Annotated in this window: 19 protein-coding genes; 1 reads left to right on the top strand and 18 read right to left on the bottom strand. The window is 52.2% G+C overall.

The features are described 5' to 3' along the window. Positions 1-224: 224 nt before the first annotated feature. The 18 genes from ACMAY6_RS03830 to ACMAY6_RS03745 all read right to left on the bottom strand — a co-directional run bounded on the left by ACMAY6_RS03830 (position 225) and on the right by ACMAY6_RS03745 (position 20,957). Positions 225-875 (bottom strand): hypothetical protein, encoded by a 651-nt coding sequence (locus tag ACMAY6_RS03830; RefSeq protein WP_435214588.1) that lies wholly within the window; start codon positions 873-875, stop codon positions 225-227. Further along, positions 872-1,438: a type II secretion system protein GspM gene (gspM, locus tag ACMAY6_RS03825; RefSeq protein WP_435214587.1), complete on the bottom strand. Its 567-nt coding sequence runs from the start codon at positions 1,436-1,438 to the stop codon at positions 872-874. Before gspM ends, ACMAY6_RS03830 begins: the two co-directional genes overlap by 4 nt. Continuing rightward, positions 1,435-2,448: a PilN domain-containing protein gene (locus ACMAY6_RS03820; protein WP_435214585.1), complete on the bottom strand. Its 1,014-nt coding sequence runs from the start codon at positions 2,446-2,448 to the stop codon at positions 1,435-1,437. The genes gspM and ACMAY6_RS03820 overlap by 4 nt, the downstream gene beginning before the upstream one ends. Next, positions 2,438-3,316: a hypothetical protein gene (locus ACMAY6_RS03815; protein WP_435214583.1), complete on the bottom strand. Its 879-nt coding sequence runs from the start codon at positions 3,314-3,316 to the stop codon at positions 2,438-2,440. Before ACMAY6_RS03815 ends, ACMAY6_RS03820 begins: the two co-directional genes overlap by 11 nt. Beyond that, positions 3,283-3,888 carry a PulJ/GspJ family protein gene (locus ACMAY6_RS03810; RefSeq protein WP_435214581.1) on the bottom strand — a complete coding sequence of 202 codons (606 nt, stop codon included), beginning with the start codon at positions 3,886-3,888 and terminating at the stop codon, positions 3,283-3,285. The genes ACMAY6_RS03815 and ACMAY6_RS03810 overlap by 34 nt, the downstream gene beginning before the upstream one ends. Further along, entirely contained in the window at positions 3,888-4,289 is a 402-nt protein-coding gene (locus tag ACMAY6_RS03805; RefSeq protein WP_435214580.1) for a type II secretion system protein, read from the bottom strand. The genes ACMAY6_RS03810 and ACMAY6_RS03805 overlap by 1 nt, the downstream gene beginning before the upstream one ends. Then, positions 4,282-4,758 (bottom strand): pilus assembly FimT family protein, encoded by a 477-nt coding sequence (locus ACMAY6_RS03800; RefSeq protein ID WP_435215940.1) that lies wholly within the window; start codon positions 4,756-4,758, stop codon positions 4,282-4,284. Before ACMAY6_RS03800 ends, ACMAY6_RS03805 begins: the two co-directional genes overlap by 8 nt. Continuing rightward, complete coding sequence (gene gspG, locus ACMAY6_RS03795; RefSeq protein WP_435214578.1) at positions 4,724-5,152, bottom strand: type II secretion system major pseudopilin GspG; 429 nt, start codon at positions 5,150-5,152, stop codon at positions 4,724-4,726. Before gspG ends, ACMAY6_RS03800 begins: the two co-directional genes overlap by 35 nt. A 51-nt stretch (positions 5,153-5,203) precedes the next feature. Further along, a complete protein-coding gene (locus ACMAY6_RS03790) occupies positions 5,204-6,394 on the bottom strand; it encodes a type II secretion system F family protein (RefSeq protein WP_435214577.1) in 1,191 nt (396 codons plus the stop codon). Next, positions 6,394-8,142 carry a GspE/PulE family protein gene (locus ACMAY6_RS03785; protein ID WP_435214575.1) on the bottom strand — a complete coding sequence of 583 codons (1,749 nt, stop codon included), beginning with the start codon at positions 8,140-8,142 and terminating at the stop codon, positions 6,394-6,396. The genes ACMAY6_RS03790 and ACMAY6_RS03785 overlap by 1 nt, the downstream gene beginning before the upstream one ends. A gap of 254 nt (positions 8,143-8,396) precedes the next feature. Beyond that, complete coding sequence (locus ACMAY6_RS03780) at positions 8,397-10,028, bottom strand: long-chain-fatty-acid--CoA ligase (RefSeq protein WP_435214573.1); 1,632 nt, start codon at positions 10,026-10,028, stop codon at positions 8,397-8,399. Positions 10,029-10,266: 238 nt separating this feature from the next. Continuing rightward, the gene (locus ACMAY6_RS03775) at positions 10,267-11,100 is read right to left on the bottom strand and encodes an MBL fold metallo-hydrolase (protein WP_435214571.1); all 834 of its coding nucleotides are present in this window, start codon (positions 11,098-11,100) and stop codon (positions 10,267-10,269) included. After that, on the bottom strand, positions 11,101-12,294 hold the full coding sequence (gene fabV, locus ACMAY6_RS03770) for an enoyl-ACP reductase FabV (protein WP_435214569.1): 1,194 nt from the start codon (positions 12,292-12,294) through the stop codon (positions 11,101-11,103). Between the two features lie 90 nt (positions 12,295-12,384). Next, complete coding sequence (locus tag ACMAY6_RS03765) at positions 12,385-13,770, bottom strand: 2-oxo acid dehydrogenase subunit E2 (protein WP_435214567.1); 1,386 nt, start codon at positions 13,768-13,770, stop codon at positions 12,385-12,387. Positions 13,771-13,787: 17 nt separating this feature from the next. Then, the gene (aceE, locus tag ACMAY6_RS03760; protein ID WP_435214565.1) at positions 13,788-16,445 is read right to left on the bottom strand and encodes a pyruvate dehydrogenase (acetyl-transferring), homodimeric type; all 2,658 of its coding nucleotides are present in this window, start codon (positions 16,443-16,445) and stop codon (positions 13,788-13,790) included. 269 nt (positions 16,446-16,714) lie between these two features. Next, complete coding sequence (locus tag ACMAY6_RS03755; RefSeq protein WP_435214563.1) at positions 16,715-19,618, bottom strand: insulinase family protein; 2,904 nt, start codon at positions 19,616-19,618, stop codon at positions 16,715-16,717. A 47-nt stretch (positions 19,619-19,665) separates the two neighbouring features. Beyond that, positions 19,666-20,730 (bottom strand): AI-2E family transporter, encoded by a 1,065-nt coding sequence (locus ACMAY6_RS03750; protein ID WP_435214561.1) that lies wholly within the window; start codon positions 20,728-20,730, stop codon positions 19,666-19,668. Continuing rightward, positions 20,727-20,957: a sulfurtransferase TusA family protein gene (locus tag ACMAY6_RS03745; RefSeq protein WP_435214559.1), complete on the bottom strand. Its 231-nt coding sequence runs from the start codon at positions 20,955-20,957 to the stop codon at positions 20,727-20,729. The genes ACMAY6_RS03750 and ACMAY6_RS03745 overlap by 4 nt, the downstream gene beginning before the upstream one ends. A gap of 114 nt (positions 20,958-21,071) precedes the next feature. On the opposite strand from ACMAY6_RS03745, the gene ACMAY6_RS03740 reads away from it, so the two are divergent. Next, a complete protein-coding gene (locus ACMAY6_RS03740) occupies positions 21,072-22,565 on the top strand; it encodes a M48 family metalloprotease (protein ID WP_435214557.1) in 1,494 nt (497 codons plus the stop codon). The last annotated feature ends 1 nt before the right edge of the window (position 22,566 follow it).

Raw genomic sequence — 22,566 nt, 5'->3', positions numbered from 1 at the left:
TTTGACCCATGTATCCCTGTGAAACCATCCTTAGACTGCCGTACTACTATGATGATGCAAGGGACGCGTTCAGCACTATTCGATCATCGTTGCAAAAACTCTTCCCGAGCACTCGCAAAATTATTGTCTCTGCCCACAACTCACTCTGTTAAGCGATAGCATAGAAGCAAATGATGACGAGCTGGCAAAAAAGACGCCTCGCATCAGCTTCCCTTCTTTGATGTTCATTTCGATGAACCGCCAAAAGAGAGGCCACCCCCGTCATCTGCTTCGGAACCGCTTGTTTCCCCGGATTCTTTTGCCGGGGAGTTACCTGCGTTCGGCACCAACACAACTTTTACGCTGGGCGCTGTCATCTCTAAAGGTAGCACTGACTTTTTGCCGCCACTGACGAAGACCGCAGCACCCTCTTCATAATCACTAAATTTCCAGCCTTTTACCGACTGACCTTTGTTAATTCGACTGAACACACCATCCACGGTAGCGATCAGGCCTAAGCCATCGCCTGCACCATACACACCCAGCAAAGTGACACCAGCAAGCTTTTTTGCCGCTTTAGGTTTGGGTTTAGCGACAACCTTAGGCGGCGGAACCAAGGGCCTGCGGCTCTGCCAAAACAAGGGTCGGCTCAAAATCTCTGCGGCCTGCTCTGCCGTGAGCCCTGAGTCCAACTGTAGCGCCTGAACCGCAAGCGAATCAGCGGAGGGAAACACGGGCTCAGGCTCACTACTCGCCACTAACCGGAAACCACCCAGGACTGCGCTGATCACTAGTAAAGCTAGCAGCACAAGCACAGCGAGCTCAATTCGTCTCTCAGTTTTCAACGGATTGTGTTGAACCTGATAGCGAGTCATCCATGACTTCAGCCCTGTCACAACACAGACCTCAAAGACAGCAATTGCATGGAAACGGTTAATAACTGCGTTGCTGTCTCTTGTTTGCGGCGTCGTCTGTTGGGAAACGCATCGAGCGACTCGACAAAGATTACAGGGCGAAATTGATCCAGCTCGGACAACCCCTGATCTAATTGTGCCAGTGTGCCCCTCGCAACGATTTTCACTGCCACATAATCAAATTGATCTCGCTTACGAGGCCTCTGGATCTGACTGTTGGTGACCTGCATACCCGCATCTGAAAGAATGCGCCTCGCCTCAGCCTGTAAAGATGCAGCAACCGCCTCGGCTGCCGAGCTCCTTGGGTAGATATGATCCCTAGCTATCGTGTTGACCCCCGCTAAAGACTTCGCTATTTCGTCCTCTTTGGCAACAAGACCCTGCATGCGCGCCACTCTCGGCTCTATATTGTCTATTTGTTCACGGTATTCACCCCTCGCAGCCAACATAGTTGTCATAGCCGCCAGAAAAAAATAGAGGGGCAGCAAAAGCGTGAGGGCAACAAGCACAGCGCTGCGGCGATGGCCGCGAATCCACACCTTCATGGACTCGCCCTCAGCTGTATATCGAGAAAGAATTGCTCAAGGCCAGTGTTACCCACACGGCTAATGGCCTGCGGGGCCGTTACTTGTTTAAAGGCTGCCTCCTCTGTCAGGGCCTGCTGTAACGTTGCGGCATCAGTGCCGCGGCCACGCAGACGAATTGACTGGCCCTCTTGCGTATATTGTGTGACATACGCCGAGTCGGGAAGTAATTGCGTTAATCGTAATATTTCAGATTGCGGGCTCGGTAATTGCAGACTCAACTTGTTGAGTTCGCCGATCGCCGCATTCGTGGCCGCCAATTCACCACGCAGTGCAATCGCACCGCGTGCCTCTTCCGAGGCCTCTCTCTGGAGCGCCTCCAAAGCAGACAGTTCCCTCTGTGACAAGAGGGCTGACATCCCTACTAGTAAGAGAACGGCGGCAAAACACACGCTGAACAATGCTCCAGCTCGGAAGATACGCCAACGATAATCAGTTTCACGGACTGACTCCCCAAACCCTCTTAAGCACACCCACTGAGAACCGGCATTCGCCCAAACCTCGCAAGCACCAGGATCGGTTATGCTGTGATGCTCCCCTAAAAAACCCATGACGGCAGAGCGTGAAGCAATAACAAGGTCAACCAGAAGTACCCGCTTGTCCTCTCCTCGGGTAATACGCCACCCCGAAGCCGTGTCATCAGAGCTGAAGGGCGAGCATGCGGCAGTTTCTAGATGTAATGCTGCTTCCAGATCTGCCTCCGCAATTATTGGGAGAGACAACTTTCTGCTTAGAGAAAAGTCTTCAGGAACGGCATAAGCTTCCGAGAATGCTGTATTGCCTTGTACTCGGCGCCCTGCCTGATACGTCTCAGTCATACCATCCACGTGCCGCAAGACGACTTGCGAGTCCATAGCCGCGCGAATAGGTGAATCATCACCGAATAAAAAATCACGCCATGCAACTAGCCACAGGCGCCCGTAATCTCGTATATCAACACCAAAAACTTCAAATTGATTTTTACTGGCCACCAGATGGGTCCCTCATGCTCAAAGGGCGAGCTGCCTCTGTGCGAACATAACGCCATGGCAAGAGAGAGAAGCCGCTGTCCTCAAGAGTAGCCCAGCGCCTCCGCAGCCACTTTTTTTCGCCGATATTCACTATTGCATCTATCCTCAAAGACTTCGCCGCATGTTGTGCCGCACCCTGCGTCACAACGCCTTCACCCGCCACAGCGAACCTTAGGTGTTCTAGCCTAGACTCCACGGTCTCCGCATTACTTTGAAAACCGTCAGCCAAATCCCCAACAGTGATGTAGTTGCGCACCGCATCGTACACTCCGCGGCTAACACCCGGCACACGGAGCAGGTCTTCAGGGCTGTGAAAAAGCTTACCGCCCCGACCACCCAAACCGTCTCGAAATTCTATCACGGCAGCCGCCAGGCTCGCGGGGGACTCCCCCCAGACGTGCCCATAATCTCGAGCCTCAACTGCCCCCAATCGAAACAAAGCACGGAGGCCCTCTTCATCTTCGCTACTGATGTTGACGAACACCCCTCCCGGAATCATCCGAACTTCCACCGATCTTTGGCCAATCTGGTAATTTTGCAGACGATTAGCACCGCGTTGACCACTCGAACGCCTACCCTCCTGCTCTGCAAGCGCCATATTGATGGCACCATCTCCTGCCGCAGCCGCCTGAGCCCTGAAATAGTGTAATTGGGCCATGCGCGTATCGACCCTTGCCTCCGCAATAATCCCAGAGACCAGCAAAGCCATACCGGCAATGAACCAAACGACAATGCCTAAAACCACACCGCGCTGTCGCGTGATCGAGTCACCATGCCAACTTTCAATGCTCTCCATTACCGCTGCACCGTCATGATGAGCTCCGGCCAAAATCGGTCATCCGCCTTAATCACCAGCTTTATGTGCCCGGGTGCTTCGCGCTGAATATCACTACGGGTCCATTTTGACTTATGGTCCACCCGCGTCCAAACCTCGAAGACTTGCAGGTCGTCCAATACCTTTCTTGACGGTGCTTCCTGCCAGGCTGCGGGTTCGAACTGCCCTTGCGGCTCTTGCCATTGGAGCACCAATTGATCATTTCGCTTCGCCAACCGCAGAAAATAACTGCCGCCGTAAGCCTCACCAAATAAAATTTTAGCGTGCCACTCGAGGCTTCCTTTGGTAACCCTGAAGAATGCCACCGGGCCCGCGTTGGTTGCCGAACCGCCAAACGACAACTCGTCACCTCCACCGCTTTGTGTACCAACAACCGCGTTTTCCAGCGCATCTCGCAGAAAAGCGCTAACGCTGCGCACCTCGTCGGTACGACTAGTCATGCGTTCAATGGTATTTGCAGTGTTACCTAAAGTTCGATATCCGCTAACGGTCGCAAGCATAATCAAGGAAAAAACGCCCAAAGCTACGACGACTTCAACCAGTGTAAAGCCCGCAGACCGTCTCATTACAGTTCCTGGTCTTCAGGCAAACCCTCTACTACGGAGTCCAAGCGAATACTCCGATCGCGAAGACCGTCAGCCCAGCGCACAATGACTTCAATTTCTTGCAGCGCTCCTTGATCCAGCCCAGATCGTCCCAGGGGGGCTGGCCGAGCCGCCACCGTCCATTTAAAACCGCCGGCCGTGACCCCAGCATTATTCATACCCGACCTTGGCACCTGAACATTATCGGCTAACAGCGAGCGTCCCAACTCAACGGCAAAAGCATAGCGCTCGTCGGCTCGCACATTGCGGGTGGCGCCTGATGCTGCGCTATAAAGGCCGCCCAAAGCCATGCCTAAAATGGAGATCGCAACCATAGCTTCAAGCAGGGAAAAACCGCGTTGATTGCGGTGCCTACTAAGCATCTTGACGTCCAAAATCAACATCGACACGACCCACCAGCCAATCGATGGCAATTGTCACCGTATAGCCTCCGTCTCGAGTGATATCTATACCCCCGCCGCTGGCTCCACCGTCGTGATAAAAGCGGATGATTCCCAAGCCGTCTCGGTTAACCTCTTTTGCCGAGTGAGCAGCCACCTCCACGTCACTCGCAAATTCAATTTGCTCTTGGGCAAAGCGAATGAACCCCTCTTCCGGAGAAATAACAACGTCCTGCGCTACGCCGCTAGCCACCGCCGCATAGCGCGCCGAGTGAAGAAGTGTAATAGTCTCACGCACTGCAGCGCGAAACTGCACGGACTCGTAAAAGCGAATAGATTGGGGCACAGCAACTGCCAATACCAGCCCGACAACCGTGAGAGCAGCAACGACCTCGATCAGCGTAAAACCGCGAGGTCTAGTCCCAGTTGTTAACGTCAGCGTCCTCACCATCACCACCCGGGGATCCATTTTGCCCGTAACTAAAAATATCAAGCTCGGCATTTTGACCCGGATACTTGTAATTGTAATCGCGCTTCCAAGGGTCCTTAGGTACCTTGCCCCCCTTTAGGTAGGGTCCATTCCAGCCCGTAGCATCACCGGGCTTTCTAACGAGGGCGTCCATGCCCTCGTTTGTTGAAGGAAAACGACCTACATCAAGTTTGTACATCTCCAATGCCTGCTCGAGATCACGAATTTGAATTTTCGCGGTCTTCGACTTCGCACCACCTAACTGATTCAGTACTTGTGGTCCCACCAAGCTGACTAGCAAACCCAATATCGCCAGCACAACCAAAAGTTCCATCAGCGTAAAACCTCGCTGCCGTCGATTACGATTTTTAAACATCGCCTTACCTCTCTATTCCAAAGTGCAAGTCACCACTTGGATTACTAAACATCAAATTGCCAGGTCATTCACCGACAAAATACCCATCAAAATCGAAATAATAATGACCGCAATAACAGCGCCCATTGTTAAAATCAATAACGGTTCAAGCAGTGTGAGCAAGCGCTTAACACCCGATCCCACATGATCTTCGAAGACCGACGCAAGCTCCAACATCATATCGTCAAGTCGCCCGGACTCCTCACCAACTCGAGTCATCTGAATGACCATGGGAGTAAACATCTCAGCCTCTTCGAGTGCCACTGACATACGCTTGCCCGCTTTAACTGCCGGTGGCAAAACGTTAAGCCCTTCCTTGAGCGGGACATTACCCACCGTATCAATGGCTATTTGAATAGCCTTTAACAGTGACACTCCATTACCTAGGAGCGTGCCAACAGTCCGCGCAAATTTCGCCATTTCGTATTCAAAAGCGATATTGCCAGCAATAGGCAGCGATAGTAATCGCCGGTCCAGCGTGCTTTTTCCCGACGGAGAAATGGCCCAGCGCTGCAATGCCAAGACGGATATTGCGACCAGCACGCCGACAACAATACCCCAGGCCTTAATGAATTCCGCCGCACCGATAACGGCCTTAGTCATGGCCGGCAGGGCATCACCCATGTCGTTAAATAGCGTTTCAAATTGGGGCACCACAAATCCCAGCATAACAACCACCGAAATGACTGCAACGACCAATAAAATAGCCGGATAAATTAGTGCCGAAACGATCGAATCTCGAGTGGCTTTAGCGCTTTCTAAATGCTCTACCAGACGCTCAAGGACGGCCGACAGCTGCCCGCTGGCTTCACCTGCTCTCACCATACTGAGATAAAAAGGGCCGAAAATATCGTCGTAAGGCTGCAGCGCTGCAGACAGCGCCTTACCGCCTTTAACTGCCTTCAACAAGTCAGTCAGGACTGCTCGCATTCGCGGCTGGCCATCCATGTCTATTAAAACTTTCAGAGCCCTATCTAGAGGCAGCCCTGCACGAAGCAGCACCGATAACTCAGTGGTCATGGACAACACTTCCTGTCGGGTGGGAGGCTTTGACTCCGTTTCACCATCCCCCTCCACTATCTTAAGTGGCGTAAGCCCTCTGGCGCGCAGTTGTCGGGTAGCAAGGTCGAGAGCATCCGCCTCGATCACGCCCTGCTGAGCTTTACCGTCGCGTCCTACCGCTTTGTAGGTAAATGCTGGCATCAGGCGATAGCATTCTCGGAACGTGCCGCATTAACCATTGGTGCGGAGTCAGGAACCTCGTCATCACCACTTTGATCTTGGGTGACCCTCATGACCTCTTCTAACGACGTTTGGCCCTGCACGACCTTTCTTAATCCGTCTTCATAAAGTGTAATCATGCCCTGACGGCGCGCAGCGCTGTGCAAAATTGTGGCATCAGCGCCTTCCATAATAACCCGGTGCATTTCCTCATCCAGCAAAAACAGCTCATGAATTGATGTACGGCCTACATAGCCTGTATGCCCACACTGGTCGCAGCCATTGGCTTGGAACACCGTTTTTTGCCCATCAGGAAGAAATCGTTGCAAGCTATACTTGCGAACAGCCACCTCAGAAAGCTCAACCTCCTCTTTGCAACTTGAACAGAGCGTTCGCACAAGTCGCTGCGCCAGCACCCCGTTTACCGATGAGGTGATTAAATAACGCTCTACCCCCATATCCTCTAGTCGTGTAATCGCACCTGCCGCCGTGTTGGTGTGAAGTGTCGACAGCACCAAATGGCCGGTCAGCGCCGATTGCACACCAATCTGCGCCGTCTCTGTATCTCGCATTTCACCGATCATGATGATGTCAGGATCCTGCCGTAGAATAGAGCGCAGTGATCGTGCAAAGGTAAGCTCTATCTGAGCCTGCACTTGGATTTGATTAACCCCTTCTAACTGATATTCCACCGGATCTTCGACAGTAATAATTTTAAGCCGCTCAGAATCGAGGGATGCCAGAGAGGCATAGAGTGTTGTTGTTTTACCCGAACCCGTAGGGCCGGTTACGAGGAGGACACCATGAGGCCTCGCCAACAAGGTTTGATACCTCGCAAGGGTGTCCTCAGAGAAACCCATGTCAGATAGGCTGAGCCGGATACTTTCCCGATCGAGAACACGCATGACAATGCTTTCGCCGTGCACGGTTGGGATCGTGGACACCCGCAAATCTAGCTCGTGGCCTTTCACCCGAGTCATAATGCGGCCGTCTTGAGGCAGGCGTCGCTCGGCAATATTCATTCCCGACAGCAGCTTGATGCGTGAGGCAATGGCGGGAGCGAGGTCAACCCCAGGGGGGTCGGGCTGCTCCTGCAACACACCATCAACGCGATACCGCAGTTGTAAGCCCTCTTCGAAGGGTTCAATGTGAATGTCTGACGCTGCTATATCGACCGCACGATGAATAATTTGATTCACCAGCCGAATAACCGGCGCCTCACTAGCGAGGTCTCTGAGGTGCTCAATAAATTCGTCATCACTTTGACCAGAAAAGCGATCGCCAAACTCATTATCGTCATCGTCACTACCTGACTGACCCCGAGCTTCGAGGGCTTTAGCAATATCGGTCTCGAGACCAAAGACAACACTAACCCTCTTCTGTAAAGACATGGCCAGCGCTTTTTTGAGATACGCGTCCTGAGGTATTGAAGCTGCGAACACCACCTCGTCGTCAGTGCGCTTAACTGGCACTACGCCATTAGACACCAAGAATATTTCTGGAATTTCGGTTAGGGTGACGGGGTCCTCAGGGTACTCAGGGCCCAGTAACACCGGTATTTCAAGCTGTTGGGATAAGGCCTGAATCATATCAAGTTCAGATACTAGTCCAAGCTTTATAAGAACTTGCCCAATTCGCTCGCCCATTTCTCGCTGAGCCAGCAGGGCACGATCGATATCTCGTTCCGATACCTTCCCTGCCTCAATGAGCATCTCACCGATCTTTTTCATCGAAACCCCAATTCAGTAACCGCTCACATACTTCAGGCGCCGCTTAAGCCAGCGCCACCCGTGATGATAACGTTTACAACCTGCCTAAGTATCCCGGCGCACCAAATAATACCACTTTGGAGTTCGATAACCGGCACAGGTCGTCTAGCCTCAAATGAAGCACACCCGCCCCCGAATTGGACCTTGCAGGGTCATTTCGAAAATTACACGTTAGCTTTCAATCGCCAGGGACCAGCTTTGAAGCGCTGAGGCCTTTATGCGTCAGGAAATTGATAGTCGGCAAACACATCTCGAAGAGTCGTTTTTTGAATTTTACCCGTCGCCGTGTGGGGCATATCCTCGATGAACTGAACGTCATCCGGTATCCACCACTTGGCAATCTTACCATCGAGAAAGCTCTTCAATTCGTCGGGTTGGAGATCAGCGCCCTCGGCGTTACGCACCACAATCAGCAATGGTCGCTCGCCCCACTTGGGATGCATTCGACCTATAACAGCAGCTTCAGCGACCTGAGGATGTCCGGTGGCGCAATTCTCCACCTCAATCGACGAGATCCACTCGCCACCTGACTTGATAACATCTTTGGTTCGATCGGTAATGGCGACGTAGCCTTCGGGGCTGATAGTGGCTACATCACCCGTTTCAAACCAACCGGGTTCTGCATGAGCCTCTGACCCCTCCAGCTTATAATAGCTGGAACAGATCCATGGGCCTCGTACCTTTAATGCACCGAACGCCACGCCATCTCGAGGCAGCGTTTTGTTGTCATCGTCAGTGATTTTGACCTCAACACCCCAGATAGGAGTACCCACAGTCATCCGCAGCCGCGTAAATTCTTCCTGTGTATGAAGGTCGCGGTGAGCTCCCGCCGCATTGGCAGTACCCAACGGACTCATCTCGGTCATACCCCAGGCGTGACGTGTATCCACGCCATAGGTATCAAACTCTTCCATGATTGAAAGTGGACATGCGGAGCCACCGACCACAATTTGCTTAAGGGTATCAACGCGCAAACCTTCGCTGCGAAGGTGGTTGAGTAAGTTAAGCCAAACCGTCGGCACACCCGCCGACATCGTGACCCCCTCCTCATTAATGAGCGCTGCCAGCGTGGCGCCATCACCCATTTTGTTACCGGGCATGACCATCTTGCAGCCCGCAACGGGACAGGCGTAGGGATTGCCCCAAGCATTGACGTGGAACATCGGCACGATGGGCATCACCACATCACCACCCGACATTCCTAGGGCGTCGGGCATCAACGTCGCATAGGTGTGTAAAACTGTCGAACGATGGCTGTAGAGAACACCTTTGGGGTTTCCTGTTGTGCCCGAGGTATAGCACAGCGCGCAGGCGGCGTTTTCATCCAGCTCTGGCCATAAAAACTGATCAGACTGCCCCTCGAGCAGCGTTTCATAGCAATACACGTTGGCGAGCTGCGTGTCAGGCATGTTTTCCGGGGTCGCCATGACGACCCAACCCTTAACATTGCTGCACTCACCGGCCACTTGCTCGATCAGCGGCCAAAAGTCGGGGTCGACAAACACAAACTGGTCGTCGGCGTGATTGATAATGTAAACGATTTGCTCAGGGAACAGTCGTGGGTTAATCGTATGGCAGACGTACCCCGAGCAGGCTGCTGCGTAATACGCCTCCAAGTGCCGATAATCGTTCCACGCAAGCGTGGCAATGCGATCGCCCTGCGAAAGCCCCCAGCCTGCAATAACGTTAGCCAACTGGCGACTGCGAGAAAACGCGTCTTTGTAGGTGTAACGATGTCTTGGGTTGTCCCGGGTCACAGACACAATTTCCTTATGCCCGTTGACGCTTTCAGCGTGCTGAATAATGGAAGTAATTGTTAATGGGACGTCCATCATCAGACCTTGCATAACTTTTTCCTTTTTATTGATCGCTTTACTGTTATCTAAAATGAATGCGAGACCGGCCCAGAACCGCTCCCAGAAATATTGCCAGAGCGTTGCCGATCAAAAACCCTTGAGGGGAAATACCACCTAACGCCACAGACTTGAGCTCGCTGGCCCCAATGCTACCCAAAAGCGGTCTGCAAATACTACTTTTGCAGCCATCTTTTAGCGCCACTCAAAAACTGTCGTAATTTACAGATTATCAGCTGCCTACAGCTTGCCAGATGTCCTGCTGCACCGAGACGCTGCCCTCTCCCTGCAATTTAATGAGGTGAGCCAGCATCGACAGCTTTGCCCACTCGTGCAGTGCCGGATCGACATCGTCGTAAACCACCACTACCAGAGCATCAAGATTTGCAGGACCAACTTTGCGTAAACCGGACATCACCTTGTGTTCCCGCATTAACCGATGTCGTACTAACTTTTCCACTTCACCCCGACAATCTGGAATAATTTCACCGTGCCCAGGAGCCACCGCTGTGACGTCGTAGTCCAATAATTTTCTCAGAGAGGCAATGTAAGCCTGCATACTGCCCCCGGGGGGCACAATGACAACGGTGGAGCCATTCATAATGTGGTCACCCGCAAATACCAAGCCCTCTTCCTGAAGCAGGTAACAGTAATGGTTGTCGACATGCCCCGGCGTCGCAATCGCGCACAACGTCCAGCCGTCACCTTCGATCAAATCGGCATCACTAAGGTCAATGTCGGGTTGAAACGTTAAATCTTGGTGGCGGTCGTCGGCAGTCACTGCACCAATCATTGGAACGTTCAGCCGTTGGGCCAAAATCGCTGCCGCTGGTGAGTGATCAGGATGCGTGTGAGTGCACACCACTTGGGACGCCTTGCCAGCGCAAGCATCAACGATGGCCTCTATATGTGAATCAATGGCCGGACCCGGATCTAAGATAGCCACATTGTTGCCGCTACCGATGAGATACGTATTGGTTCCCGGGCCCGTCATTGGCCCTGGATTCGGCGCTACCAACCGTCGAACGCGATCGGATAGGGTATGAACGACACCGGGGGTCAACACTCATTCCACCACTTGCGTTATCGGGACCTCAGGATTGACATCGGCATCGTAATCTACACCGTCAACTTCGAAACCAAACAACTGCAGAAACTCCTGACGATAGCCATCAAAGTCAGACAACGTTTTGAGGTTGTCGGTATTTATTTGCTCCCAAATTTCAGCTACCTCAGCCTGCACCTCTGGATTCAGCTCAAGGTTGTCAGCTCGCAATCGTCCATCGACATCAGGGCCTGTCGCGGTGCCGTAAAGAGAATCTCTAAAGAGTCGATTCACCTGCTCAATACAACCCTCGTGTTCTCCCCGGGCCTTCATCACCTTGAACAATATCGCTAGATAAATGGGCATAGCAGGAATAGCCGCCGAGGCCTGTGTCACCACCGCCTTAAGAACCGATACCCGAGCGTCACCGCCATGGGCCGCAAGCCGCTCGCGAATATCAACCACGCGCTTATCGAGGTCTTTTTTGGCCGCACCAATGGTGCCGTGCCAATAAATATCCCAGGTTATTTTTTCACCGATATAGGTATAGGCCGTAGTTTTTGCGCCCTCGGCGAGAACACCCGCTTCATCAAGTGCTTCGATCCACATCTGCCAGTCTTCACCGCCCATGACGGCAACAGTGTTATCAATTTCGTCTTGATTGGCCGCTTCTAGGTGGTATTCCTGAATCTCTTCTTTATCGGTATTGACGCCTTTTTGCACGGTATCAGAGCCAATAGGCTTCAGCGTCGATGTGTGAACAACGCCGGTTTTGGGGTGCGTGCGACGAGGTGCTGCGAGGCTGTAGACCACTAGATCAATCGCCCCCAAGTCTTCTTTTATTAAGTCAATAACGCGAGCCTTCACATCATCAGAGAAAGCATCGCCGTTGATGCTTTTGGCATAAAGACCGGCTTCGTCTGCCGCGCTGTGAAAGGCTGCTGCGTTATACCAACCGGCAGTGCCCGGCTTGCGCTCGGTACCGGGCTTTTCAAAAAACACGCCCAAAGTAGATGCACCAGCACCAAAGGCCGCCGTTATTCGAGAAGCAAGACCGTATCCGGTTGAGGCACCTAATACCAAAACCCGTTTAGGTCCCCCTTCTATTGCACCCTGAGATTGCACATGACGTATCTGGCGGTTAACGTTTTCGCGACAACCTTCGGGGTGCGTTGTAATGCACAAAAATCCGCGGACTCGGGGTTTGATAATCATGGATGCTCCGAAAGCCTAGCAGGCGTCGACAAGACAGTTGGGTAGATCGCAGAGTCTAACATGTCACATAGTAGGGAAGTCAGCCACCGCCTATAGAATGATCCGTCGTACGTCTGACAATAACGCAGCCAAGTCGGTCAGGAAACGTCCCGCATCTCCCCCGTTTACAACGCGATGATCGTAGGATAGCGACAGCGGCAAAATTTGCCTTGGTAAAAACGATTCACCATCCCATACCGGTTTAATCTCAGCACGAGATAATCCCAAAATTGCCACTTCAGGCGTATTTACAATGGGGGTAAACCCCTCTCCGCCAATGCTGCCAAGGCTGCTTATGGTAAAAACACCGCCTTGCATTTGGGCTGGTGTGAGTTTTTTCTCCCGCGCCCTTGTTGCCATATCGCGAATTTCCTCGGCAAGCTGCCAAATGCCTTTCTTGTCGACATCTCGGATAACCGGAACCACCAACCCCGCGGGCGTATCGACGGCCATTCCAATGTGGCAGTACTGCTTGTAAACCAGCTGCTTGCCCGCCAAAGCGAGGGAAGACTTCATTTTGGGGTGCGCCGCAAGCGCTACTGCACAAGCCTTGAGTACAAAAGGCATGGGCGTGAGTTTATTGCCAAGTTGCTCGGCCTCTTGCTTCATTGATTTGCGGAATGACTCAAGGTCGGTGATGTCTGCCCCTTCAAACTGCGTGACATGCGGCACGTTAAGCCATGACCGGGACATGTTGGTTGCTGTCATCTGATCAAGGCGCGACCTATCTTCAACCGTGACCTCACCAAACTGACTGAAATCGATATCAGGCACGACAGGCACACCAGTGCCGGTAAATCCTTCAGCTGACTTTTGAAGATTTTTTCGGGTAAATGCCTGCAAATCTTCTTTTACCACTCGTCCGCGTCGACCAGATCCCGTGACCTTTAATAAATCAATTCCAAACTCTCGCGCTAATTTGCGCACCGCCGGGCCAGCATAGACATCTGCCTCGGTTCTGGTCTCACGCTGTGAAGACGCCTGAACTTCGCTTGCCAATGCAGGCGATGGCTTGATCTGACTCGCAGGTGCGCCAGCCGATTCAGCCACAACGTCCACCGGAGCTTCGGGTGTATCTGCCGATTTTTCTGTTGGTTTTTCTGCTTGTTTTTCAGAAGGTTCAGGCGCCGCAGAAACGTCAGCCGCTGCCGTGGCTGGCTCACCCGCAGAATTAGCGTCGCCTTGGGGATTTGCTTCAGCAGCTTCGGCTTCCACCACTAAGACCGCGTCGCCCTCAGAAAGCGCATCTCCTAGGGCAACCCTTAACTCTAAAACTTTGCCGGCAACCGTCGCCGGTATTTCCATAGACGCTTTGTCAGATTCAACAACAATGAGACTTTGGTCAACTTCAATCATGTCGCCAACAGCAACAAAAATCTCGACAACCTCGGCACCCTCGGCACCCCCAATATCGGGAACGATTACGGTAACAGACATAATGGACTCCTCTGCTCTTAGGCGTTACGCGGATTGATTTTCTCGACATCAACACCTAACGCTTCAATCGCCTGGGCAACAACTGGAGGCTGCAAGACCCCCTCATCGACCAAGGCTTTAAGCGCTGCAATCACAATAAAGTCACTGCTAACCTCAAAGTGCTGACGCAAATTTTTGCGAGTGTCACTGCGACCAAATCCATCAGTGCCCAACACAGTACAAGGGCCAGGAATAAATTCCCTCAATTGCTCGGAATAAGCCTTTATGTAGTCAGTAGCGATAACCGTAGGGCCCTCGCGATTGGCAAGCAGACTCGTGATGTAGGGTTTCTGGGGTTCTTCCATTGGGTGTAGGCGGTTCCACCGCACTGCATCAGCACCATCTCTAGCAAGCTCATTAATGCTTGTAAGACTCCAAACGTCCGCTGCAACACCGTAGTCTTTTTCTAGCATCGCCGCCGCGGCTTCGACCTCTCGCAAAATCGTACCCGCACCCATCAACTGAACCCGAGGCCCATTTGTCATGGTGGATGTTTTTAGCGCATAGGCACCTTTAACAATGCCCTCCTCAACACCTTCGGGCATATCGGGGTGGTGGTAGTTCTCGTTCATCGTTGTGATGTAATAGAAAACATTCTCACCGACCTCGTACATACGACGCATACCGTCCTGAATAATCACCGCCAACTCATAGCCGTAAGTGGGGTCGTAGCTAACGCAATTAGGAACCGTCGCCGCCATGAGATGGCTATGTCCGTCTTGGTGCTGCAAGCCCTCACCATTAAGTGTGGTACGTCCGGAGGTCCCGCCGATTAAAAAACCCCTAGCCTGACTATCCCCCGCCGCCCATGCCAAATCACCGATACGTTGAAAGCCAAACATGGAGTAGAAAATAAAGAAGGGCACCATAGGATAGTCTGAGACACTGTAGGACGTTGCCGCAGCCAACCAAGCGGAAAAAGCACCCGCCTCATTAATACCCTCCTCCAGAATTTGCCCGGTGACATCCTCCTTGTAATACAAAATTCCGCCGGCATCGTGCGGGGTGTACTGTTGACCTACCGATGAATAAATACCCAGCTGCCGAAACATGCCCTCCATGCCAAAAGTACGTGCTTCATCGGGAACTATGGGAACAACACGCTCACCGAGCACCTTGTCTTTGAGCAGCGATGACAAGATACGAACGAAGGCCATGGTCGTTGATATTTCGCGTTTGCCACTCGACTTGAGCTGGCTGGCAAATGCACTTTTGGCCGGTGCGGGTAACGACCGCGACTGCGCACGCCTCGCTGGAATGTGGCCGCCCAGTTCGCCCCGCCGTTCTTTCATGTAGCGCATTTCTGGGCTATCCGACGGTGGACGGTAAAAAGGCACATCCTTGAGTTCTCGGTCGCTAATCGGAATGCCAAAACGATCTCTGAAGGCTTTTAAGCTATTGAGATCCAATTTCTTTAATGAATGCGTTTCGTTGCTAGCTTCCCCAGCCTCACTAGTACCGTACCCCTTCACAGTCATCGCCAATATGACAGTTGGGCGCGTAGTCTCTTCGCAAGCCGCTGCATAGGCCGCGTAGACCTTGTAGGGGTCGTGACCACCCCGGTTGAGGCGCATGATCTCGTCATCGCTCAAGTCTTTTACCAGCTCGAGGGTCTCAGGGTACTCACCGAAGAAGTGCTCGCGGGTGTAGGCACCGCCGTTGTACTTAAAGTTTTGCAGCTCACCGTCGCATACCTCGTCCATGCGTCGCTGCAATAAACCTGAGCTATCGCGGTCTAGTAGTGGGTCCCATTTCCTGCCCCAGATAACCTTGATGACGTTCCATCCAGCGCCGCGAAAAACACCCTCAAGCTCTTGAATGATCTTACCGTTACCTCGTACCGGACCATCGAGACGCTGCAGGTTGCAGTTAATGACGAAGTGGAGGTTGCCCAACTTTTCTCGGCCGGCGAGAGCAATGGCACCCAGAGATTCAGGCTCATCGCATTCGCCATCCCCCATAAAGCACCAGATTTTTCTGTCACGATGATCTACCAGCCCACGGTTTTGTTGGTACTTCATCACGTGAGCCTGATAAATGGCTTGAATTGGACCCAAGCCCATCGACACCGTAGGAAATTGCCAGTAATTGGGCATTAACCATGGATGGGGATACGAACTCAGCCCCTGCCCGTCGACTTCCCGACGAAAATTTTGCAACTGCGTTTCTGAAATATGGCCCTCGAGGAAAGATCGTGCATACATGCCCGGCGCGCTGTGTCCCTGGTAGAAAACAAGATCGCCGGGATGGCCGTTTTCAGTACCCCGGAAAAAGTAGTTCATGCCCACGTCGTAAAGCGTTGCGCTCGAGGAAAAGCTTGAAATGTGCCCCCCCAGCCCCTCGTCGTTATCGTTGGCACGCATGACCATGGCCATGGCGTTCCAGCGAATCAACGAGCGTATGCGCCGCTCCATAAACAAATCGCCAGGCATAGGCCGCTCGTCAGCGGGAGCGATGGTATTGCGAAATGGCGTGGTGATGGCTCGAGGTAGGGGCACCCCAGTATTCTCAGCATGCTGAGACAACGCATTGATCAATGCCTCACCAGCGGCAACACCGCCCTCGCGCACCACCGAGTCGAGGGCATCGAGCCATTCTTGTCTTTCCTGCACATCTAGGATGGGTTGCTCACTCACTGTCTTTCTCCGATCCGTAAAGTCCTGAATTGGGTTAGTTGCAGCCAGATACGAGACTACAGCCCAATAAAAAATGGATGGCTAGATCACTAAATACCAATAAGGAACTATCAATCCGAGGAAATCTGAGCAACAAATTACACGAAATCGGTATTTTTTCTACAGGATTCTATTTTAGAACTATAATATATGCGTCGAAATACCCGGTTTTTGCGATAACGGCGACGGAAGTTGTGACCGCCCCATGACATGGGGCGGTGCGGAGAGCATTAACGAGGCTGTATTGGCATACTCTGATGAAACATCGAAACATCTTCGACAATTTGAGCGCCGGCAATTTCAGCGAAAGGCTCATCGGCAAAACCGGTGCCCTTTAGCTGAACCAACACCCGTGAGGCTGCCTCTGCCATAACGGTCTGCGCGTAGTAATCGCGTACGGCATCAAGGGTTACTTGCTCAACAGCTGCAATTAACTGAGTCCGGGTATCAAAGTCATATCGTTCACGGTTCCAGTCCATCAAAAACGGACCCGCCTCTTCCCCGAGATTCTTGGGCGGTTGCGTCAGATCTGTCAGAACGCCCGCTTTAATACTTTCAAACTCGGCCTGATCTAAAGCTTCCAAATCTGAAGCAAACTCCGTTCGGTAACGATCAAAACGTTCCAACATTGCGATGGGCGCCTTAACCGGTGTTTGTATGTAAAAACCTACCATGGGGTGGTCACCCAGCTGAGTAGCAAAACCTCCTGCGGCGTATCCCAACTGCTCCTCAGTTCGCAGTTGATTGAACGCCCGGTTGGATAGGTGTGCGGCCAGCAATTCGCCTTTAGCAACGTTTTCAATACTCGCTGTAGGCGCCGCAAACAAATACGCCATACCCAAATCTTCTACCGGAAGGCTCTCTTGGTAAACAAGCGTACTGCCCGGCTGTGGCGCATAAGTATCGGCGCGTGTGTACCTATCACCGGACCGGTTGGGGAGCACCCGCGCAATGAGATCAGCAAGGGACTGAACGTCTTTTTCGCTGTAATTGCCAAAGCGGTAGCCGCGCACGTAAGCACTGCTGAGCTGCTGTTCAATATGCCCACTGAGTGCCTCCAAGGTTGCGGCGTTCGCCGCCTGCAGCAAGTCTTTCTGATTAAATGTTCCCGTTTGCGTCAATCGACGTATGGCCGGAAACAGCTGCCGCACGGGAAAACCAAACCGCGAGTTTTCGAGCCCCCGGGTAAAGCGATCAACCGCCTGCGTAAACTCCTCCTCTGAGGGCTCTATGCGCAACGCCTCAAGAGATCGCTGAATCAATTCAGGCTGCTTATCGGTAAATCCTGAAAAAGTCAGTTGAAGACCGAAACCCGGGGAGACCGAGGCGTTCATTCCTGCAATTGACGCCTCGGTGAGTAGCGTTGTCTGCTGCTGCCGATAAAGATCGACCCAGAGAGCCGACAGCACGCTTGCATCAGGACTCTTGGCTTGCTCAATGGTGTTGAGCTGTAACTGCGTAAACCCTTTGGGCTGCTCTGGGAACGTAGCACTGCCTTGAAGCCAAAATTCTGCGTTCTCGGTATCGACTACCTTTACCGGCTGACCAGCAGCGTGATCTACCGCAAAGGATTCAGGTAGCAAGGTATTTAGCGCGGGCATGGCTAAACCGTTTGCCGATGCCAATGCCACCTGCTCGTTAGGCGTAGACAGGGCTAAGGGTTCTACGCTGAACTTACCTGCATAAAAATGCATTTCTTCAGTCGCAGGCTCATCCTTTGAGACGAACCAAACGTTCAGCCGCTCGGGTATCAGTTGCTCTAAAACACTGGACACCGCATCAGCGTCAAATTCCTCGAAGCGATAGGGTGCATCGATAGCATGAAGCGTCGGGTAGTTTTGCATAGCCTCAGCCAGCTGCGAGACGTAGGCAAAGTCATTGGTTTTTTCCAAGAACCTGAATCGATTCGTTAAAGACGTTGCAAACTCGCTCGCAAATCTGTCGTCTACACCCTCTGTGCGCAATAATTCGATATAACCCAGCACCATATCGACAATGGTTGAACGCTGCGCCATTCCAGCCTCAGTAAGATCTACCTGAATGCTGAAGGTGCCATAGTTACCCAAGCCATTGGGGGATGCCATGACGCCAAGGGAACTCGCCCACCCCAGCTCTTTCAATCGAGCCGCCGGAGTATTGGGCATCTCAGACCCCAAAATATAAGCGAGGTACTGATTGGGCTTCACACGAAACTGATCGTCATTCGCATCGATTAGAAAATCCATCTGCAACATCCGCTGGTCCTCAAGCGGAACGTAGTGCACCAGCTTACCTGCAGCTTCCACCATATCGATTTGCTCGGTCACCACCGGCTCGGCAACCCCTTTATTGGGCACGTCGGCGAAATACTGCCTAGCCAGAGCTTCCATCTGATCTAAATCGCGGTCACTCACCATCGCCACTTTCATAATATTGCCGGAGTAGTACTGATCGAAAAACTCGACCGTTGCACTATGTAGCGATGAACCTGGCTTATCCGCCAAACTTTCCAAGTTACCGATTAAGAAGCGATTGGCTGGATGATCACCTAGAAAACTTCTGCCAAGTTTGAACATACCGAAGTAGTCCATTTCCCGGCGCATGGACCACTCTGCGTTGACGGCATTTTTTTCCTTTTCTATGTACTCGGGGTCCAACAGGGGGGTTTTGAAGAAATGGGAGAAGCGATCTAACGCCCCTTCGTAGGCACTGTTTTTAATTTCGAACATGTAGTTAGTGATATCTAGCCAAGTGTAGGCGTTGCGAGAACCCCCGTTTTCGCTCATGAAATTCATATAAGCATCAACCTCAGGAAAGGCCTCAGTCCCCATAAACAACATGTGCTCGAGGTAGTGCGCCATACCCTGATAGTCCATGGGATCGAACATAAGGCCCACGCCCACACTCAAAGCTGCAGCCGATTTTTCTACCTGTGGATCTGAAACCAACAAGACCTCGATACCGTTCGCCAAAGACAGTGAGCGATATTCCCGACTATCGTTTGGGCTCACAATGACACTGACAGTAGGTGAATCCATCGAAGAATCTGCTGTGGTGTCAGTAGATTCCTCGCGCTGGGAACAACCGAGCAAAAGAGAGCCCAGCAATAGCCCCATTACAGGTAGCCGAATATTGATCGTTGAAAGGTTTTTCATGGGTCCCTCCTGGACGCCGCGCACAGACACATAGGTAAGGTTGTAAATTAGGTCGCTAGTTCATTTGCCGCTGTAGGCCAGGCACTCACAATAGCGCTCACCAAAGTGGCCAGAGGGATCGCAAAAAACACCCCCCAAACACCCCAGATTCCACCGAAAAACAGGACAGCGACAATAATTGCTACGGGATGAAGATTCACTGCCTCGCTAAACAACAACGGCACCAGCACGTTGCCGTCGAGTAATTGTATGACACCGTAAGCCCCCAAAACCCAATAAAAGCTCGGGCCTATACCCCATTGAAAGAAGGCCACCGCCACAACTGGAATGGTCACTAGCGTTGCACCAATATAAGGAATGATGACAGAGAGACCTACCAGCAGGGCCAACAGTGCCGCGTAATTGAGTCCTAAAAACGCAAATGCGGCATAGCTCACGCCCCCCACCAAAATAATCTCTATGACCTTGCCGCGAACATAATTAGCAAATTGAAGGTTCATTTCAGACCAAATCCGACTCAGCATCGGCCGCTTTGCGGGTAAAAACGAGGTGAACCAAGCTAAAATCTGCTCGCGATCCTTTAGGAAGAAAAAGACCATCAGTGGTATTAGCACCATGTAGACCATCACCGCGAGCAAGCCAGGAATACTGCTCAACCCCTTTGTCACCAAAAGCTGACCCAGCTGGGCCAAATCACCCTGCACACTGTTCATTGCCAGATTAATTTGCTCCTGGGTAATGATCGCAGGATATTTCTCAGGCAACACCGATAGTGTGGCCCGCCCGCGGTCGACCATGGCAGGGGCTTCTCGCGCAAGGCTGACGAGCTGTCGCCAAACTAGCGGTAACAGACCCAACACGAAGGCAAAGAAAGCACTGGTAAACATGAGTGTGGCAATCCAAACACCAATTCGAGTTGATAAACCCCAGGTATAAAGCTGATTGGCGACACCTTGCATCAAGAAGGCAACGACCACCGCAACAAAAATAGGGGTGAAAATGGATCCTACGGTTGCCAATAAAATGAGGCTTCCCAATAGGATGACAACCAACAGAACTGACTCTTCCTCACTGAGGTATCTGTCATACCACTTTCTGAAAACACTTATCATAATGCTGCCTTGGTGATGCAATGACGAAAGCTACCGTCCGCCAACGTTTGGGACTCGACGCCATGACCCGCCAATCGATGCAGCGATTGAAAGTCTTTCGTGGAACCCGGGTCTGTCGCAAGTAGCTCAAGAACCGCCCCTGGAGCCATGTCTCTCAGGCCGCGCTTTGCCATTAACAATGGCATGGGGCACTTCTGGCCTCTAGCGTCTATGAGTTTGTCAGACATGGAGATTTCCTGCTCTTACGGATGGTCGCTATTATAGCCTCTATTGGGCATTTTCCTGTGAACTCTTACTGGACAATACGACCAAACAAGTGGGACTTGGGATAAAATACGTTCATGGGATTTTTCACACAATACCTCGCTTGTCGCTTTAAACGCTATTCCTCACGCGTTGCGGCATGGGGCCTCGTAAGCGTACTGGCACTCTCAGGAGTGACGGCGCAATCTACAGAAGGGCTAAAGATTCCCAATCTCGGGGAGTCGAGTACGAGCTTATTTTCTGCTGATTATGAATACAACTTAGGGCAGTGGTGGCTGAAGTCCTTCCGACGACAGGCCCCTACACTCGACGATCCGCTCCTCTATAGCTATCTGGAGTCGCTGGTTTTTGATTTGGTGACCTACAGCGAGCTTCAAGATCGCAGGCTTGAATTTGTCATCGTTGATAACCCAACGATCAATGCATTTGCCGTTCCCGGTGGCGTCATCGGCGTGCATACAGGCCTATTCAACTATGCGCAGACAGAAGATGAATTCGCTACGGTCATGTCTCATGAAATTGCGCACCTGAGCCAACGACACTTTTCCCGCAGCGTTGAGCTCGCGCAAAGCCAATCATCTATAAATATTGCGGGATTACTTGCTGGCATTTTACTGGCGGCGACCGCTGGAACTGATGCGGGCCTTGCCGCCATGACTGCCACGCAGGCTGCACTGCAAGACGAACAGCTGCGCTACAGTCGCGCCAACGAGGCCGAAGCCGACAGGGTGGGGTTACGCATATTGTATGACGCTGGGATGGACCCCTATGCAGCACCGGAAATGTTTGAGCGAATGCTAGCCTCAACACGTTACAGCAGTGCGAACCGCATGCCCGAATTCATGCGAACACACCCCTTATCGGAAAAACGAATTGCGGACACGCGCAATCGCGCTCGACAATATCCAAAACGGATTCGCCCTGTTAGCCTCGACTATCAACTCATGCGTGCACGCGTCGCTGTCTCACTGGCCGATACCCCCGAAGAAGCGGTCGCACAATTCAAAGACGAGCTAGAGGGCAATCCCAAGTCTCGAGAAGCCGCCATTTATGGACTGGTGCTCGCGCTGACTAAGGCCGGGCGTTCTGCGGAAGCGGCCCTTGCCCTAGATGGTATTTGGTCAGACAGAGAGCAACGCATTGAATACATTATTGCCGATGCCGAAATCGCACTCGCCAGTGGCAAGCCAGAGCTCGCTGCCGAAAAGCTGCAAACTCGTTTGCAGCTATCCCCCGGCAATCATCCTTTAACTATGTCCTATGCCCACGCTCTTCAGCAAAGCCAGCAATCGCACTTGGCAGAGGAGGTATTGATCGACCAGTCACGAATAAAAGCCAATGACCCCGGCCTATGGTATTTACTGGCTGAAGTGCAGGGGCTAAGCGGCAACATTATTGGGTTGCATCAATCCCGGGCCGAATATTTCATTTTGGTCGGCAATTTAGATGCCGCCCAGCGGCAATTGGTCTATGCGCTAAAACTGGTGGGCAACGATTTCACCGTTTCTGCGCAAATTAATGACCGCATTGGGCAAATTATTGATATGCGTACAGAGCTAGACAGAGGCTAAA

This window comes from Luminiphilus sp. nBUS_16 (assembly GCF_051201645.1).
Classification (GTDB): Bacteria; Pseudomonadota; Gammaproteobacteria; order Pseudomonadales; family Halieaceae; genus Luminiphilus.
The sequence above is the reverse complement of the archived record's forward strand: the minus strand, read 5'-3'. Positions and strand labels throughout refer to the sequence as shown.

What these genes read in the sequence shown, in the direction of transcription:
- gspM (WP_435214587.1), bottom strand. Translation starts at nt 1,438, where the DNA reads ATGAAGGTGTGGATTCGCGGCCATCGCCGCAGCGCTGTGCTTGTTGCC.
- ACMAY6_RS03810 (WP_435214581.1), bottom strand. Translation starts at nt 3,888, where the DNA reads ATGAGACGGTCTGCGGGCTTTACACTGGTTGAAGTCGTCGTAGCTTTG.
- ACMAY6_RS03805 (WP_435214580.1), bottom strand. Translation starts at nt 4,289, where the DNA reads ATGCTTAGTAGGCACCGCAATCAACGCGGTTTTTCCCTGCTTGAAGCT.
- ACMAY6_RS03800 (WP_435215940.1), bottom strand. Translation starts at nt 4,758, where the DNA reads ATGGTGAGGACGCTGACGTTAACAACTGGGACTAGACCTCGCGGTTTT.
- gspG (WP_435214578.1), bottom strand. Translation starts at nt 5,152, where the DNA reads ATGTTTAAAAATCGTAATCGACGGCAGCGAGGTTTTACGCTGATGGAA.
- ACMAY6_RS03790 (WP_435214577.1), bottom strand. Translation starts at nt 6,394, where the DNA reads ATGCCAGCATTTACCTACAAAGCGGTAGGACGCGACGGTAAAGCTCAG.
- ACMAY6_RS03785 (WP_435214575.1), bottom strand. Translation starts at nt 8,142, where the DNA reads ATGAAAAAGATCGGTGAGATGCTCATTGAGGCAGGGAAGGTATCGGAA.
- ACMAY6_RS03780 (WP_435214573.1), bottom strand. Translation starts at nt 10,028, where the DNA reads ATGCAAGGTCTGATGATGGACGTCCCATTAACAATTACTTCCATTATT.
- fabV (WP_435214569.1), bottom strand. Translation starts at nt 12,294, where the DNA reads ATGATTATCAAACCCCGAGTCCGCGGATTTTTGTGCATTACAACGCAC.
- ACMAY6_RS03765 (WP_435214567.1), bottom strand. Translation starts at nt 13,770, where the DNA reads ATGTCTGTTACCGTAATCGTTCCCGATATTGGGGGTGCCGAGGGTGCC.
- ACMAY6_RS03755 (WP_435214563.1), bottom strand. Translation starts at nt 19,618, where the DNA reads ATGAAAAACCTTTCAACGATCAATATTCGGCTACCTGTAATGGGGCTA.
- ACMAY6_RS03750 (WP_435214561.1), bottom strand. Translation starts at nt 20,730, where the DNA reads ATGATAAGTGTTTTCAGAAAGTGGTATGACAGATACCTCAGTGAGGAA.
- ACMAY6_RS03745 (WP_435214559.1), bottom strand. Translation starts at nt 20,957, where the DNA reads ATGTCTGACAAACTCATAGACGCTAGAGGCCAGAAGTGCCCCATGCCA.
- ACMAY6_RS03740 (WP_435214557.1), top strand. Translation starts at nt 21,072, where the DNA reads ATGGGATTTTTCACACAATACCTCGCTTGTCGCTTTAAACGCTATTCC.